The organism is Natronolimnobius baerhuensis, from assembly GCF_002177135.1.
Lineage (GTDB): Archaea > Halobacteriota > Halobacteria > Halobacteriales > Natrialbaceae > Natronolimnobius > Natronolimnobius baerhuensis.
Map to the genome: position 1 here is coordinate 911,486 of NZ_MWPH01000002.1, position 16,426 is coordinate 927,911.

A 16,426-nucleotide genomic window follows, 5' to 3' on the forward strand; every position below is an offset into this window, starting at 1 on the left:
GGCGATTCCAGACGACTCGAGGCTACACCTGCCGGAGCAACTCGGTCACGTCACTAAAACCGACCTCCTCGTTTCCGGCGAAATCGAAGTACTCGGGGTTGTCCTGCACCGTCTCGTCCTGCAGATGCTCGAAGAGGGTGGCCACGTCGTCGTGGGTGGTCTCGCCATCACCGGTGATATCGGTATACAGCCCGTCACCGTTCGGATCCGTCGGTGCGGACGCGCTGTTCCCAATCGGTTCGGGACCGTCGGTATCGACGGCCTCGAACGTCCAGCGCTGGTCGTCATCGCCGGTCCAGGACGACTGGATCACGTTCGCACTCGCTCCCTCGAGGGCGGCGATGTGCCCACTACAGGCATTCTCGAGACGGTACGTCCCATCGTCGTTCACGTGGAGATACCAGCGCTGGGTTGGGTGGCGGTGCCACGGCCACTGCTGGACGTTTGCTCCCTCGTCCGTATCGGCGGTTTCGACCTCGAGTGCCTGTTCACTCGCGGCGTTTTCCAGCAGGTACTCGCCGCCAGACAGGCGTGAGACGTGCCACTCGGCCGCGGAGTCGTCGCCGGTCGTCGTGACGACCGCACTCGCTCCGTCGTCGGGTCCGTCGACTGCGAGGGTCCCCCCGTCGGCGCTTACGATGCGATAGGTCCCATCTGCCACGGGTACAGATTGCTGGCCCAGATTCGGCACCGGAGCCGACAGGCTCGGCGTTTCGTCCCCGCCGATGATCGGCCAATCGTCTGCGGTCCAGTAGATACGGTCCAGGAACAGCTGTCTGGCGGGCGGCCACCCGTACACATCCGCGATCTCCGGCCCCTCGGTGTCGTAGGCGTGATAGCAGAACCAGTGGGTGCCGTCGTCGTCGACCGTCACGTCGCCGTGGCCCGGTGCAATGAAACGCTCGTTGTCTCCGAGGTGTGTCGAGCCCGCGTTCCACTCGTCGCGCTCGAGCAGTGGCGTCCCTTCGCGGTCGTAGTACGGGCCGAAGGGATTCTCTGCCCGTCCAACCTCGACCTCGTACGTGCTGTCGAATCCGTCACAGCAGTCCCCGGTCGCGGCGAACAGGTACCAGTAGCCCTCTCGGTAGAAGATGTTCGGCCCCTCGTAGGCGTCCCCGGCGACCTGCTGGAACGTCTCGGCCCGGAAGTCCCGGAGGTCGTCGGTGAGTTCCACGGCGTAGATGCCCCTGAAGTTAGCCCAGAAGAGGGACGGCTGTCCCTCGTACTCGACGAAGTAGGGGTCGATAGTGTTGCCGGGATAGGGGTGATCCGGGTTGGAGAGAATCTCCCCGTGGTCCGTGAAGGGGCCGTCGGGCGTGTCGGACGTGGCAACGCCGATGCCGGGGACCTCCTCGTCGTCATCGTCTCGCGGCCAGAGCGCGTAGAACAGCACCCACTCGCCGTCGTGGTAGTGGATATCCGGTGCCCAGACCGAGCCGTACAGCCAGCCGGGCCGAGAGTCGAACGCCTCGCCCTCGTACGTCCAGTCGACGAGGTCCGTCGAGGAAAGGATCGGGACCAATCGCTCGTCGGCATTGTCGGTATAGCTCATGTTCGAGGCGTACGCCCACCACGTCCCGTCGTCGTCGCGGTGGACGGCCGGGTCCGCAAAGTCCGGACCGTACAACGGGTTCTCGTAGGACAGTTCGTCGTCACTCGTCGCCAACGCGGACCCACTCGTGCCGGCCAGGCCGACCGCACCGAGTGTTCCAGCACCGATTGCTTGCAGCAGCCGTCGTCGCTCGAGCGCGTCGATTCCAGTCGGCCCCGTCATGTTAGATCGCCCTCATGAGAGCGATCACGTCCCTGAAACCGACGGTGCCGTTGTCGGCGAAATCGAAGTACTCGGCGTTGGTCTCGACGGCGTCGTCGTCGAGATTCGCAAGTAGCGTCTCGACATCGTCGTGGGTGGTCTCGCCGTCGCCGGTGATGTCGGTGTACAGCCCGTCGCCGTTCGGATCCGTCGGTGCGGACGCGCTGTCCCCAATCGGTGGCGGCCCCTCGTCGTCGGTGATCGCCGCGGCGAGGTCCTGGCCCAACGCCGAACTACTCATGTATGCGCCATGGTTTTCGACGGCATCGGTGACGTCGACGTCCATGTACGTGTTCGGCGTTGCTGCCGAGTCCGGTGCGCCCTCCGCTCCGAGCGCGGTATCGTCCGCGCCGCCAAAGTCCGGCCCGATGACGTCGTCGTTCTCGGAGTGGTAGTTCCGGACCTCGTCGGCCCGATTCGCGATGCCGTCGTACCAGTGGCCGCCCTCGGTCACCATCGAGCCGTCCGCAGCGATGCCAAGCGGCGCGACGGTATCGACGACGTAGCCCTCCTCGAGGGTGGCGAGGGCCTCGAGGACGACGCGGCCGCCAAGTGAGTGGCCGACGAGCCGAATCGACTCGACGCCCTCATCGACGGCAGTCTGGACGAGGTCGGCGAGTGCAGCGCCGGCGTCCGCTGCGTCTTCCAGTACTGCGACGGGGTCGGGGGTGCTGGCGTCGTACACGAAGGCGACGGTTTCGTCGGGCTCGTAGTCACCAGCGGCGAGGACGTCAGCGAGGGCTGCGGCCTGATCGGGTCCGGCATTGCTGCTCATCCACCCGTGTACGAAGACGAGCAGTTCGTCGACGACGGGCAGCGTCGCATCCGGCGACTCGCGGATGTCACGGACAGTGATGTCGTTTGACTGTGCAGCGACCGAACTGGCCGTTCCGGCACCGGTGGCGGCGAGGATGCTTGCACCGAGGCCACGGAGGACTGTTCGGCGCCGAGCGGATGTCTGTAACGCCGTCTCATTGTGCGCCATAATTCCAATAATTACGATAGTGAATATTAACGTTGGGATCAAATCATGTGACAGGCACAGCGCTCATCGAGTGTTGGCGGGTCCGCGAGCGAGTCACACCAATATCGACGGCGACTTGTCCGGGCCCCGTGGTGCGTGGTGAATCTAGCCGAGGCCCAAACTGTGTACAGTACCGCCAAAAACACGAATTTCCGCTGTCACTGACTGACAGCGTTCTGTCTCATACTATCGGACAGCAGTCGATAACAATTCTCGGCCCCCGTTCGGTCGAAACGCTGTGACTCGGTGTGTCCGACAGTCTCAGTCGTCGGCGTCGGCCACAGGGGCTTGCGTCGACAGCACCGCTTCGACGAGGCCCAGGAACGGCGGACTCGGCTGTCCGGGTCGGGACGTGTACTCGGGGTGGTACTGCGTGCCGAAGAAGTACGGATGATCCTCGAGTTCGAGAATCTCCATCCGATTTCCGGCGGTGCCCGAGAAGACCAGCGGTTCGTCCTCGAAGTCTTCGAAGTACTCGGGGTTGACTTCGTAGCGGTGACGGTGACGTTCCGTACACGAGGTGTCCTCGTAGAGGTCGTACGCCAGCGTCTCGGGTTCGATTACGGTCGTGTGCTCGCCAAGGCGCATCGTGCCGCCCATGTTCTCGACTTCGTACTGCTCGGGCAGGATGTCGATGACCGGATGGGGCGTGTCTGCTTCCATCTCCGCGGAGTGGGCGTCCTCGTAGCCCAACACGTTGCGGGCGTACTCGACGACGGCCATCTGGAAGCCAAGACAGAGTCCCAGGAAGGGCACGTCGTTCTCGCGGGCGTATCGAACTGCCTCGATCTTGCCTTCCGTGCCGCGCATCCCGAAGCCGCCGGGAACGATAATTCCGTCCATCCCCTCGAGTTGGCCGTCGTGACCGTCAGCCATCTCGTCGGCTGACACCCAGTGGACGTTCACGTCGACGCCGACCTCGAAGCCGGCGTGTTTCAGCGACTCGTGGATCGACATGTAGGCGTCCTCGAGATCGTACTTCCCGACGAGTGCGATGTCGATTGCGCCGTCTTTCTCGGTGGTGACGATCTCGCGCCAGCCGTTCGTGCGCTCGCCTTCCGGCAGGGCATCCTCGGCCATCCCGAACCGCTCTAAGACGTACTGGTCGAGACCTTCCTCTTCGACCATCAGCGGGACGTGATAGACGTCCTCGACGTCCGGGTTCGAGAACACCGCGTCAGTCGGAATGTCACAGAACAGCGCGATCTTCTCTTTGGTCTCGGGTTCGAGTTTGTCCTCGCAACGGCCGACGATCACGTCGGGCTGGAGTCCAATGGAGCGGACCTCCTTGACGCTGTGTTGGGTCGGTTTCGTCTTTTGCTCGCCGTTTTTCGAGTACGGCACGAGCGTGACGTGCGTAAAGAGAATGTCCTCGTCGTCTTCCTCGTGGGCGAACTGACGCAGCGCCTCGAGGTAGGGCATCCCTTCGATGTCACCGACAGTGCCGCCGACTTCGACGATACAGACGTCGGTTCCCTCGGCGGCCTCGCGGATGCGGCGTTTGATGTCGTTGGTGATGTGTGGGATGATCTGGACGGTCTTCCCGAGGTAGTCACCCGCGCGCTCTTTCTCGATGACGTGTTGGTACGTTTTCCCCGTCGTGATGTTGTGGTCCGAGGTCATATCGACGTCGAGGAACCGTTCGTAGTTCCCGAGGTCGAGGTCGACCTCACCGCCGTCTTTGAGGACGTAGACTTCACCGTGCTGGTACGGATTCATCGTCCCCGCGTCGACATTCAGGTACGGGTCGATCTTCACTGCGGTGACATCGAAGCCAGCGTTTTTGAGCAATCGACCGGTACTCGCGGCCGTAATCCCCTTGCCCAATCCCGACATTACGCCACCGGTGACGAAGATAAACTTGTTCCCCAGTGTGGGGTCATAATCAGTGTCCGATTCCGTCGGCATACCGAGTGTGCGCGCGACCAATTGAAAACGATTTCGGGACTCCGCCGCGTCCGACACACCCTGTCATTCGGGTTCGTGATACGTTTCTTGGGCCCCTTTTTTGCCTCGAGTCGGTATCCGTTCACACAGAGCCTATTCGGCCTGTGGTTCCGTATCCTGCACTTCGACGAGTTCAGCGTGCTCGAGTTGCTCCATCCCGCCCGAGAGTCGCCTGTATCGTTCGCCCCGGCAGCCCCGGATCGTCTGGCTCGCCCGACTCCTGTACCGACACAGCGGTCGCGCCATCGATCGTCACCTCGCGCCGTTGGATCGGATCGCCTTCGTACTCGACGGTCTCCCACGTCTCGAGGTCGAATTCATCAATGCTTTTCCCGAAGTATTCCTCCGGCTCTGGGTCGACCGCATCCTCGGTCTGGGACTCGCCGGTCGTCCGGTTGTCGTCGAACTGAACCTCCTCGTGTTTGTACTGTCGACAATGGACGAGCATATGCAATCCACCTCGAGCAGCGTGTTACTGCTTCCACTGGCAGGAGCCAGGGGGTATGGAGATGTATGCGCCGCTCACCCCGTGAATATATTACGTGTCGAGAGTGAAACACCACCACTGTGGTCTCCCGCGACGGCGCCCTTGTCGACGATACTGATATCGGCGATGACGATAGCAACGGCAATCGCGAGAGCATTCCCGGAGAGCCCGATATCGCGTTTCAGGCCGGTTTCGGCTTCTATCTCGGGCTTGTCGTCACTGCTGGCGTCATGGTTGCTGGCATACTTGCCAACGTCACGACTGGCGCGCTGTTCGGTCTGGTCCCCAGTACGCTGTTGATCGTCACCATCATCGGCCATTTCATCGCACGGCGTACCCGCGGCCTCCCTGAACGAATCGGCGGCAGTCTCCCCCGGCGAGTGGCGTCGTACCTGCCAGTGGCGGCCCTGGTCGCCGTTCCGAGCGGGCTTTCGCTCACGTCGACTGCCCCGTTCGGTCTCGAGGCGACCCCCCGTCTCGGGGCCGTTACAGCCACGTCCGGACTCGTCCTTGCTGCCACCGCCTACGGGTTGAACCGCCTGAGTCGGACGCGCTACGTCGATTCTCGAACCGACGACGAGCCAATTGCCAGCTGGGACTGGGTACGAGCAGGAATGTACTCGAGTGACACCATCTCGATGTTTGCCGGGCTATTCTTACTCATCTCTGGCCTTGCCATCGCGGCGAACGGAAGCCTCTTTGGGCTGTTCTGGGCAGGGTATGGCGGCTTTCTCGCACTCTCGAGTCAGTACGAGTCAGCGTCGTGGGCCGATCCGAGCGAACGCTGGAATCCTCCAGAAATTGCCGTCTACGACGCCGGTCTCGTCCTGAAAAATCGAACACTCCTCGAGTGGGACGCAATTTCAGACGTCCGCCTGACCGACGAGGAACTCGTGATCGAGCGCGAGAGATTCGCCCGCGACATTCGCTGCCATCGAGACGCAATCGACGACCCCGACGCGGTGCTCGAGGCCATTGAGCAGGCTCGAAATGGACAGGGCCAGTCACCCGCGGACACGTCGGGGACTGGCGAGCGAGACGTGTCCGATCACGGCGCAGACCCAGCATCGCAGGCTGGCTCTGACTCGACATTCGACACAGATTCAACGCGCGAGCGAACGTCCGAACGCGCCTAAAATAGTTCCGTACACCAATACCCGGTATATCCACGAGCGCTGCTCGAGCACTGTTGAGAGTTTTCAGCCGCGTCTTACTTGCCCCAGAAGGGGTCGCGACTGCGCTGCTTGTCGAGGAACATATTCAGCGCCTCGAGTTCGTCGGCGGGGATTTCGTCGGTCAGTTCCTGCTCTAAGATCTTCGCGTGTTTCTCGGGGATTTCGGTCCAGAGTTCGTCGTCTTCTTCGATCTGGCGGCCGACAGTCGGGCCGTCGATTGCGACCGAGACGCGATTGCCCACGCGGGCTTCGTCGACGTCCTCACCCTGTTCTTGAATCCCCTTGATCTGGCCGACGCGTTCTGGCTCGTTCGAGTCGAATTTGACGACGTTCGCGTTGTTCTGAATAGTGCCCGAATTCACCTCGACGCCGACGACTGCGGGGTCGTTCTGTCGGAAGGTGTGATCGGGCAGAATCCGGAACCGGGCCGGTCGGACGATATTATCGAGAATCGTATCCTGCTGGGCTTTCTCGAGGTCTTCGACGTACTCTTCGTACTCCTCGATGAGCTGATAGATGACCTGGTCGGTGAAGATTTTGACGTCGTCGCTTTCGGCGCGGCGCTCGGCATCCGAGAGCGTGTCGACGTTGAAGCCGAGAATCGCCTGCTGTTTGGAGTCTTCAGCGGTTGAGGCCACAGAAATATCCCGCGGTGCGACATCACCGACTTCTGCACGGACAATTGGGACCTCAGCTTCATCGAGCGCGTCGGCCATCGCCTCGAGACTGCCAAGCGTGTCGGCTTTGACGACGACACCTTCGTCGGCAGTGTCGACGGCGATATCTGCGAGTTCGGCGCGTACTTCGTGGACGACTTCGTCGAGGCTGCGATTGCGGACGACGCGAACCGGTGCGCCGGCCATCGCGTCGCCGAGGTCAGGTGCTGCAACCTTGATCCCGGCCGCTGCGCCGACTTCGTCAACTTTTTCGAATCGGCTCTCGGTTCGAATTTCAGCGAGCGGGCGAGGCTGGAGCAGGGCGCGGACTTCGGTGACGATTGGATCGTTCTGCCCGCCGACAACGACGGTATCATCCGCGCGGATCGTCCCGTCGTAGAGGACGATATCGACCGTCTTCCCGAACCCTTTCTCCTCTTTGACCTCGAGGACGGTGCCGACGCCCGGGCCGGTGACGTCGATTTCCATCTCTTCTTTCATGTAGCGCTGGGAGAGTCCCATCATGACCGCGAGCAGGTCCGGAACGCCCTCGCCGGTCATCGCAGAAACGGGGACGACACCGACGTTGCGCTGGAAGTTCTGGACCCGCCAGTAGAGGTCAGCGGAGAAGCCCTCATCCGAGAGATTCCCGATAATCTTGTAGAGACTCTCATCGAGGCGCGAACTCACGCGATCCGACTGGGCGTCGTAGGTCGCGTTGATCGGCATATCCTCGTTGACGTTCCAGCCCGGCACTGTGTCGATCTTGTTCGCCGCGACGATGAATGGGGTCTGGGAGCGTTTGAGGATGTCCAGTGCCTCGAGCGTCTGTGGCTGGAAGCCGTCGTTGACGTCGACGACGAGGATGGCGATGTCCGCAAGCGCGCCGCCGCGCGAGCGAAGCGTCGTAAAGGAGTGGTGGCCCGGCGTATCGATAAAGAGCAGTCCAGGGAGGTCGAAATCGTCGGGATCGACGAGGTCGCCCGCAATGGTAGAGATAATATCGAGCGGGACGGCTGTCGCCCCGATATGCTGGGTAATCGCGCCTGCTTCGCCCTCGATGACGGCCGAGCCGCGGATCTTATCGAGCAGACTCGTCTTTCCGTGATCGACGTGTCCGAGGACGGCAACGATTGGCGTTCGCAGGGATGTAGGATCCCGTGAATTCGACTCCGTATCAGTATCAGTGTCCGTATCCGACATGGTGAACCACCCGAGAAGGTCTTGCCTAGATCCTCCGCAGGGCAGTAGTTAAACCCATCGTCACGCATGTCTGGTAAGCGATATCGAACCGCTCACGCTACTCGAATTGATACGACGCAGGCACGACTCGAGTCATAACAGTGGTCCGGTCGCCGACTCGAGTCAGTACTCATCGAACACGCAGTGGTGGAACTCGCTACACTGGACCGCTGGAAGTCGGTGGCAATCCAATCGCAAGCGGGCGTGTAGTTTCACAGAGACTGTATCATAATCGACCGTCTCAGTCACGTTTGTGACCCCATGGTATTTAATACCGATTAGTAAATACGGGTATGCATGAGCGATATACTCGCTGAAAACCTCTCGGGGAAGTCCGTCATGGGTTCGGACGGAACCGAGCTTGGACTGCTCTACAACATCACGATGGATCTCAAATCCGGCGAACTGCACGATCTCATCATCGAGCCGGACGAAGCAATTTCGACCCGCGCCGTCGATTTCGATATCAACGACGCCGGTCGGTTTCTCGTCCCAGTGAGCCGCGTTCAGGCGGTTAAAGACTACATTGTCGTCCAGCGCTAACGGTATGTACGTTCTCGACTCCTCGGCTTTTATCCACGACTTTCACACGACAGAACAGACTGCAACAATCCCACTCGTCCGCGAGGAACTCGAGGACGAGAGCGCCTATCGCTACGATGCGATGGAGGGATCGGGAATGCACATCCACATTCCCAACGATGACACGACCGAGAAGGTCCGCCGCGCCGCGAAAGAGTCCGGCGACCTTGGCGTGCTCTCGGATACAGACATTCGGCTCATCGCCGCGAGTTTCGAACTCGACGCCACGCTCGTCACCGACGACTACGCGATGCAAAACGTCTCCGAAAAACTACACGTCGACGTCGAAGTCATCGCCCGCGACGGCATCGAAGAACAGCGCCAGTGGCACTACCAGTGTCAGGGCTGTGGTCGCGAGTTCGACGAAGAGAAGGATCGCTGTCCGATCTGTGGCTCGGATCTCGCACGCAAGAATCCCTCGTAACTGATCCTCACAGGCCACATTCTCGCCGCTGACGAACTGACACTCCCCATCTCGAGCCTTGCGTCAACGCCGCTCGAGGCACACCCCTCGAATGCAAGTGATGCAAGTGAACGCAAGCGCCGACTGAACTCGTCGGGTTATCCGTAGAGGAAGTAGAGGTTCGCGAAGAGAATCGCGTTGTAGACGCCGTGGACCAGCGCGGGGACGACCAGATTATCCGTTCGTTCGTAGATCGTCCCGAGCACGATTGAGAGGCCGAAAATCGTTCCGAGACTGGCGACGACCTGCCCCGGCCCGGCGGTCCAGTACGCCTGTGTGTGGACAATCGAGAAGATGACGCTCCCGACGACGACGGCACCGTAGCGCGAGAACGTGCCGTACAGTGCTTTCTGGATGACGTTACGGTACAGCAGTTCCTCGAACGGGCCGATGATCAGGATGGCCGCGGGAATCAACACGAGCAGGATTTCGGGGTTCTCCTGGGCCTGCTGGGTCGTACCGTGGTCTGCGCTCTCGACGCCCGTCGTCTGAAAGAGCATCGAAATCGCAAACAGTGCGCCAAAGAGGACGAACAGGCCGCCGACAGTCCAGGCAACGTCGCGCGCTGTCGGCACCTTGAGGTCGATAAACGACCAGTCATAGTCCATGACTGCGATGTATGCAATCGCGAGCCCACCCATGCCGAGGGCCATCCCGATCTGACTGATGAGGACGAGTTCGAACCGGGAAAGCGAGTCAGTGACAATGAAAACTGGCTGGGCGATCAGCAGTGTGGCAACCTGTGCAGCCAGCAGCCCACCAAACCCCACAATCGATAGCGTCGCCGTCTCGAGACTGCGCTCTTTCAACGCCCTAGGCGTCAGTCCGTAGAACGTCGCCATACTCACGCCGGCGGTCAGCCCGGCCGTGACGAAGCCCGCAAAGACGAGCGAGATCGACGTCTCGAGGCCGGGAACCGTCACTGAGGCGGCGACTCCTTGATTCATCGCATAACCCGAGAGGAGGACGACGCCGACGCTCGAGGCGAGTGCGGCCAGTGCGGCGAGCCGTCGCTCGAGAACGCTGTAGCGACTGCCAAGAAAGGCGAGAACGGCGATGACGGCGAAGGCGGCGGCTCCCCAGACGACGGGGTCCTCGAGGCCGCGCTGGATCGGGACGGCCATCGCGGCGAGGGTGACCGCCGAGAGTACGGCCCCGATGCCGGGGACGGCGCTGTGTCCGAACGGGGTCGCGTCGTCGACCCGTGCAGTCTCGGTCATACGTTGCCTTTCGGCTGGGACGTCATAGGCGCACCGCAATCGGTAGAGTCGATCAGACCGGGGCATGGTTCGATTTCCCTCGAGGTAACAGTCGTCGTCCTGGAAACCGAAACCGGAGCCGAAAACCGAAATTATTGTAGATCAGAACAGTATGCTATGCAGACATATCTGTCGCTCGAGTACGCGCATCCGGACAAGTTACCACCCGGACACGCAAACGAGGTGCGAACGCCGGCGACGCTCGTCGAGCACTTCCTGCGGGAGTATTCCGAACCCGGTGATCGAGTCATCGATCCGTTCGCGGGGTACGGAACAACACTGCGAGTCGCCGAACGGCTGGATCGAGAGCCCTGCGGAATCGAGTACGAATCCGACCGCGTCGCGTACATTGAGGACCAACTCGAGACCGCAGATGCCGTTCGTCACGGCGATGTCCTCGACCTCGAGGCGTCGTGGATGCCCGCCTGTGACTGTTGTTTCACCTCGCCGCCGTTCATGTGGAAAGCCGACGACCGAAACCCGTTCGAAAACTACGGCGGCGAGAGCACGTACGAGGCGTATCTCGTGGATATTGAAACGGCGTTCACTCGATTAGAATCGGTGTTACACCCGGACAGCGCAGTTATCATCGACGTTTCAAACATGAAACACGAGGGCGAAGTGACGACGCTGGCGTGGGATATCGCAGACCGCGTGGCGAACATGTTTCACTTCGAAGGCGAGACAGTCGTCACGTGGGACGATGACGGCGACAACGACCGCGACGGTACCTTCGGCTACGGCTACGATCACTCCTACTGTCTGGTCTTTCGAAACGCCGCCGAGTAACGTATCCCCGCCAAGTACCGCCTCGAGTGCGAACGAGCGGCCCTACCGCTCGATACGCAGTTCCGTCTTCTCAGCGACCGCGTCGGCCTCTTCGAAGTCCCCGCCGCCGAGTAACCCTCGAGTCGCCTTCTTCGCCCACTCGACGGCCGGCTGCTCGAACGTGTTGACGCCGTACAGTTCGCCCGCGAGCACGCAGGCCGCTTCCATCCCGTACAGAAAGCCGCCGAGTTCGTACTCGTCGACGCGCTCGAGTTCGATGCGGACGTTCGGTCGGCCCGCAGCGGCGAGGCTCGCCTCGGTCGCCTCGAACTCCGCGGCGAGGAGTTCGCCGAGTGTCGAATCGCCGAGATAGGCGAGATCATCGACCTCGGTGTCGGGAATCGCTCGATCCGACTGTTCCTGGGGCACGACGAAGGTGACGAGTTTGTCGCGCGGCCCCGCGCGATAGAGTTGGAGTTGGGAGTGCTGGTCGGTCACGCCGAGCGCTCGAGCGGGCGTCTGTCCGAGGTCGTCCTTGCCGAGGCTCTCGGCCCACAGCTGGGCGAACCACTCCGCGGAGGTCTCGAGCGACTCCGCGTAGGGCATCATCGCATTGATCGCTGCGCCGCGCTGGTCGAGCGCGTAACTCGTCGCGCCGTAGGCGTAGGCCGGACAGTCGAACAGCGAGCCCGTAAGCGTCTTGCGCTCGGCCGCTGCGCCCTCGAGCAGCGTGTCGATGTCGTGGCCACAGACTTCGGCGGCGACCAGTCCCACGGCAGAGAGCGCCGAGAAGCGGCCGGGAACGCCGTCGGGGACCTTCAGCGACGGCAGGTCGTGGCGATCCGAGAGGTCCCGAAGGGGACCCGACTCGCCGGTCGTGACGATTGTGCGCTCAGTCCAGTCGACGCCGGCGTCCTCGAACGCCTCGCGGACGACGAGGAAGTTCGCGAGCGTCTCCGCGGTGGTTCCAGAGCGCGAGACGACGTTGATCGCCGCGTTCTCGAGATCGATCCGCTCGAGGTGGCCTGTGACCCAGTCGGGGTCGACGTTGTCGAGATAGATGGCCTCGGTGTCGCTCTCGTCTGCGAGCGCGTCCGTGATCGTCGCCGCGCCGAGTGCGCTGCCGCCGATGCCGACCGTGATGAGCGCGTCGGCGTCCGTGACTGGCCCGACCGCCTGTCGAATATCGGCTGGATCGACGTTCTCTGGCAGATTCAGCGCCTCGTAGCCGTGTTCTGCGTGTTCCATTCCCGCTTCGATGCGTTCGTGTGCGTCGGCGACCTGTGCGTCCAGTCGCTCGAGGCGCTCTCTCGAGATGCCCGGCGACGCAACGGTGGCAAGCGCATTGCCGATATCGACGTTCATGCCAGAGTGCGCAACCGCCCGGAGTAAAGGCGTTCCGTCATCCGCTGGCCGGTTCGGCTGCGAGAGACGGGAGTCGCGACAGGTCGAAGTCGAAACCCCAAAACCCGAGCCTGGCCTACGAACGCATATGAGCGAAACAACGGGCACCTTCCTCGTCACCCACGCCGAACCCGACTCGGCTGTTGTCCGCGATGTCGACACCGCACAGGTCCACACCCTCGCGTCGAACCCTGGCCTCGAGTTACACGACGTCCTCGAGGCGACCGTCGCACCGGAGCCGCCACTCGAGGTTACCTGGGAGGTCGTCGACGTCGAGGAACGACGCACGGTTGAGGTGATCGACAGCGATCTCGAGCCGACCACGCACGAAAAGGAACTCGCGGCCGACGCCGAGGTCGGCGACCTGATTCAGGAAGAACGCGCCGGCACCGGCGAGATCCACATTTTCCGTGTGCCCGGAGATGACATCGAGGACGCCGCTACTGATGTGCTCGAGGATGAGGAAACCGTCGCACGTGCCGCACGACTCGAGGCCGTCCGCGTCGAGGTTCGGCGCTCGGCCGACGATGGCGTATTGAGTGTACGCTACCTGCCGGACTGATCGACCGTCTTAGGCGCGTTTCGGGCCGCCCTCGCTCTGGGCCTGCCAACTGCCGTCCATCTCGACGCTGTCCCTCGATTCGTACTCGAGCGTTGTCTCCTGATCGATCCAGGTCCCACCCTCGAGGCGTTCGACTCGCAGCGAGACGTCCATCGCGCTGCCACAGCAGCCGACATCGAGGAACTCCTCCCAGACGTCGCCGACGGCCACGTCGTCGTGTACTTTCAGGAGATAGGTTCGGAACGAGGACTTCTCGAGTTGGAACAGGCCCCACTCCGAGAGGTCTTCGGGATAGGAGACGACAACGCGGTCGGCGTGGTCCGTGCCGTCCGAGCCACTATCGGGCGCAGCCGAACGCGGGTCGGTGTGCTGGTCTGAGCCGTTCGTCATACGGTATGAGAGGAACTCGAGTGGCTTTAACCTGCGGTCGATGGGGTAGGATTCAGTCGAAAATATGCTGGTAGAATTGAGAAGGCTTACTTCGGCCGACTCCCTGTGGTGGGGTATATGGGGTATTTCGACGTACCGGAGATTGATTATACCCGGTACACCAACCGCCAGCTCGCGGCGGTACCACTCGCGGTCCTCGCAGTCGCGTTGCTCGTTCTGAGTGGGACGTTTTTACTCACTGGGACGCCGGTTCCACTCGGCATGGATTTTGCCGGCGGCGCAGAGTTGACGGTTCAGACGACGTCCTCGGAGTCTGAGATTCAGGGCGCGTTCGATATCGAGCCTGATTCGATCCAGTCTGTCCAGGCACCCGGCGTCGAGAACCAGTACAGCGTTCAGTTCGCTGGTATCGAGGATAACAACGTGATTCAGTCGTTGAGCAACCAGGCGGCGACGAATCTCGCACAAGATGGTGACACAGCGGTCGTCCAATCGCAGTCGACGGTTTCGCCAACCTTCGCCGAACAAACACAGCAGACGGCGCTACTCGGGATTGCCGTCGCGTTTCTGGGCATGAGCGTCATCGCGTTCTTGCTGTTCCGGACGTTCGTGCCGTCGATTGCAATCGTCCTCTCCGCGTTTTCGGATCTCGTGATTCCGCTCGCGTTCATGTCGCTGGCGAACATTTCGCTCTCGCTGGGGACGGTCGCCGCATTGTTAATGCTGATCGGATACTCAGTGGACTCTGATATCCTCTTGAACAACCACATCCTGCGCCGGCAGGGGGACTTCTATGAAAGTACCCACCGGGCGACCCGAACGGGTGTCACGATGACCGTCACGTCGATGGCAGCAATGCTCGTGATGGGCATCGCTGCAACGCTGTTCGGGGTTGAACTCCTGGCTTCGGTCGGTATCATCCTCTTTGTCGGCCTCGCGGCTGACCTGATGAACACCTACATGTTGAACCTGAGCCTGCTTCGCTGGTACAAATTCGAGGGGGTGCGATCATAATGGGAGCAAAAGCGTTCATCAAAGAGTACTGGCGGCTCCTCTTGCTCATCGTCTTCATCACTGCTGCAGCCATCGCACTGTTTTACCCCGGTGGGCTCATGGCCGACGACGCTGTCGTCGAAGACGATGCCATCGAGGAAACCATGACCAACCTCGAGTACGGGATCGACTTAGACGGCGGAACCCGAATTAGCGCGCCCATCACCGGCCTCGTCGCAGAAGATATCGACGCCGGCATCGTTGACGAAGACGGGTCGGTGGATCACGACCGAAGTAGCGCCCTCGAGGGTGCCATCTACGAGGAACTGGGTCTCGAGCCTGGCAACGCAAGCGTCATCGTTGCCAGTGACGGCACGGTTTCGGCCGAGATTTACACCGACGAGGTGAGTGAGGAGGACTTCGCCGCGATGTTACAAGCGCAGGGCGTCGACGTTGACGAAGATGACATTCGAAGCGGCGTCTCCGCACAGACGCGCGCACAGATGATCGATACAATTCAGGAGCGCGTCAACGAAGCCGGACTAACCGGCGGCACCGCCTACGAGGAAGACACGCTCGGCGAGGGCTACTATATCGTCACCGAAGTGCCCGACATGGACCCCGAGGAACTGCGAGAACTCCTTCAAGAGCGCGGAATCGTCGAGCTGCAGGCGTACTATCAGGAAGATGATGGATCCTACACGAGGGAACCAGTCCTGACCGGCGAGGAGATCGATACCGTAGACGCGCCGCGCTCGAGCGATGAAACTCGCGGCTACGAGGTGCCCATTGAGGTCGACGGAAGCGCAGCGCCCGGGTATCAAAATCGGCTGAACGAACTCGGTTTTACCAGCCACGGGCAGGGACAGTGTGACCTGAGTGGGCTTGGTGGCGAAGTCAACTTCCAGGGCGAATACGACCGCCCGCAGTTTTGTCTGATCACCGTCGTCGACGGAGAGGCTATCGACGCCCACAGCATGGGGCCGCGACTGGCCGATAACATGTACAGCGGCACCTGGGAGAACGACCCGAGCTTCTTCATGGGTGCGCCGGAACTCGATCAGGCCCAGTTGCTCTCGGTGAACCTCCGTGCTGGCTCGTTGCCCGCGCCGCTTGACTTCAGTCAGGAACAGACCCTCTCGGTCCAGCCGGCACTGGCGGATCAGTTCAAGCTCTACTCGCTGCTGATCGGCGGGCTCTCCGTGCTCGCAGTCAGTGGCATGGTCTTCCTGCGCTACCGGGACCCGAAGGTGGCCGTGCCGATGATTCTCACGGCTTCAGCGGAGGTGGTGATCCTGCTTGGCTTTGCGGCACTGATACGCATGCCGCTAGATCTCTCACACGTCGCCGGGTTTATCGCCGTCGTCGGGACGGGGGTGGATGACCTCATCATCATTGCCGACGAGGTGATGGACGAAGGCGAGGTGAGTTCCCAGCGGGTGTTCGAATCCCGCTTCCGGAAGGCGTTCTGGATCATCGGCGCGGCGGCGGCGACGACGATCATCGCGCTCTCGCCGCTTGCCGTCCTCAGTCTGGGCGACCTGCGCGGCTTTGCCATCATCACGATCCTCGGCGTGCTGATCGGCGTCCTCATCACTCGTCCGGCGTACGGGGACATCCTCCAGCGCCTGCTGACGGATCGGTAATTCGTAGCGTTCAGA

Annotated in this window: 14 protein-coding genes and 1 pseudogene; 7 read left to right on the top strand and 8 right to left on the bottom strand. The window is 61.6% G+C overall.

What is annotated here, in order from left to right:
- Positions 1-22: 22 nt before the first annotated feature.
- The 4 genes and pseudogenes from B2G88_RS10790 to B2G88_RS10805 all read right to left on the bottom strand — a co-directional run bounded on the left by B2G88_RS10790 (position 23) and on the right by B2G88_RS10805 (position 5,232).
- Positions 23-1,774: a family 43 glycosylhydrolase gene (locus tag B2G88_RS10790; protein WP_087714761.1), complete on the bottom strand. Its 1,752-nt coding sequence runs from the start codon at positions 1,772-1,774 to the stop codon at positions 23-25.
- A 1-nt stretch (position 1,775) separates the two neighbouring features.
- Positions 1,776-2,798, bottom strand: a complete 1,023-nt coding sequence (locus B2G88_RS10795; protein ID WP_087714762.1) for a DUF726 domain-containing protein — start codon at positions 2,796-2,798, stop codon at positions 1,776-1,778.
- A gap of 300 nt (positions 2,799-3,098) precedes the next feature.
- Positions 3,099-4,745 (bottom strand): glutamine hydrolyzing CTP synthase, encoded by a 1,647-nt coding sequence (gene pyrG, locus B2G88_RS10800; RefSeq protein ID WP_087714763.1) that lies wholly within the window; start codon positions 4,743-4,745, stop codon positions 3,099-3,101.
- 132 nt (positions 4,746-4,877) lie between these two features.
- Positions 4,878-5,232, bottom strand: a pseudogene (locus B2G88_RS10805) (hypothetical protein).
- Between the two features lie 119 nt (positions 5,233-5,351).
- Between B2G88_RS10805 and B2G88_RS10810 the strand changes: the two are divergent.
- Positions 5,352-6,407 carry a hypothetical protein gene (locus B2G88_RS10810; protein ID WP_054862557.1) on the top strand — a complete coding sequence of 352 codons (1,056 nt, stop codon included), beginning with the start codon at positions 5,352-5,354 and terminating at the stop codon, positions 6,405-6,407.
- A gap of 74 nt (positions 6,408-6,481) precedes the next feature.
- On the opposite strand, the gene infB is transcribed toward B2G88_RS10810, so the two are convergent.
- Positions 6,482-8,305: a translation initiation factor IF-2 gene (infB, locus tag B2G88_RS10815; RefSeq protein ID WP_054862558.1), complete on the bottom strand. Its 1,824-nt coding sequence runs from the start codon at positions 8,303-8,305 to the stop codon at positions 6,482-6,484.
- Between the two features lie 336 nt (positions 8,306-8,641).
- On the opposite strand from infB, the gene B2G88_RS10820 reads away from it, so the two are divergent.
- Complete coding sequence (locus B2G88_RS10820; RefSeq protein ID WP_087714764.1) at positions 8,642-8,887, top strand: PRC-barrel domain-containing protein; 246 nt, start codon at positions 8,642-8,644, stop codon at positions 8,885-8,887.
- A 4-nt stretch (positions 8,888-8,891) separates the two neighbouring features.
- Positions 8,892-9,350, top strand: coding sequence for an NOB1 family endonuclease (locus tag B2G88_RS10825; RefSeq protein ID WP_087714765.1), 459 nt, complete (start codon positions 8,892-8,894; stop codon positions 9,348-9,350).
- A 137-nt stretch (positions 9,351-9,487) separates the two neighbouring features.
- Here the strand turns inward: B2G88_RS10825 and B2G88_RS10830 are convergent, their stop codons facing one another.
- Entirely contained in the window at positions 9,488-10,609 is a 1,122-nt protein-coding gene (locus B2G88_RS10830; protein WP_087714766.1) for a CPBP family intramembrane glutamic endopeptidase, read from the bottom strand.
- A 156-nt stretch (positions 10,610-10,765) separates the two neighbouring features.
- Between B2G88_RS10830 and B2G88_RS10835 the strand changes: the two genes are divergently transcribed.
- On the top strand, positions 10,766-11,437 hold the full coding sequence (locus B2G88_RS10835) for a DNA methyltransferase (protein WP_054862559.1): 672 nt from the start codon (positions 10,766-10,768) through the stop codon (positions 11,435-11,437).
- Positions 11,438-11,479: 42 nt separating this feature from the next.
- On the opposite strand, the gene B2G88_RS10840 is transcribed toward B2G88_RS10835, so the two are convergent.
- The gene (locus B2G88_RS10840) at positions 11,480-12,781 is read right to left on the bottom strand and encodes a glucose-6-phosphate isomerase (protein ID WP_087714767.1); all 1,302 of its coding nucleotides are present in this window, start codon (positions 12,779-12,781) and stop codon (positions 11,480-11,482) included.
- Positions 12,782-12,908: 127 nt separating this feature from the next.
- On the opposite strand from B2G88_RS10840, the gene B2G88_RS10845 reads away from it, so the two are divergent.
- A complete protein-coding gene (locus B2G88_RS10845) occupies positions 12,909-13,382 on the top strand; it encodes a DUF5812 family protein (protein WP_054862584.1) in 474 nt (157 codons plus the stop codon).
- 9 nt (positions 13,383-13,391) lie between these two features.
- Here B2G88_RS10845 and B2G88_RS10850 read toward each other — a convergent pair whose 3' ends face one another.
- On the bottom strand, positions 13,392-13,772 hold the full coding sequence (locus B2G88_RS10850) for a hypothetical protein (protein WP_054862560.1): 381 nt from the start codon (positions 13,770-13,772) through the stop codon (positions 13,392-13,394).
- Between the two features lie 117 nt (positions 13,773-13,889).
- Between B2G88_RS10850 and secF the strand changes: the two genes are divergently transcribed.
- Both secF and B2G88_RS10860 read left to right on the top strand, forming a co-directional pair.
- On the top strand, positions 13,890-14,786 hold the full coding sequence (gene secF / locus B2G88_RS10855; protein ID WP_087714769.1) for a protein translocase subunit SecF: 897 nt from the start codon (positions 13,890-13,892) through the stop codon (positions 14,784-14,786).
- Complete coding sequence (locus B2G88_RS10860) at positions 14,786-16,411, top strand: preprotein translocase subunit SecD (protein ID WP_087714770.1); 1,626 nt, start codon at positions 14,786-14,788, stop codon at positions 16,409-16,411. The genes secF and B2G88_RS10860 overlap by 1 nt, the downstream gene beginning before the upstream one ends.
- Positions 16,412-16,426 lie beyond the last annotated feature (15 nt).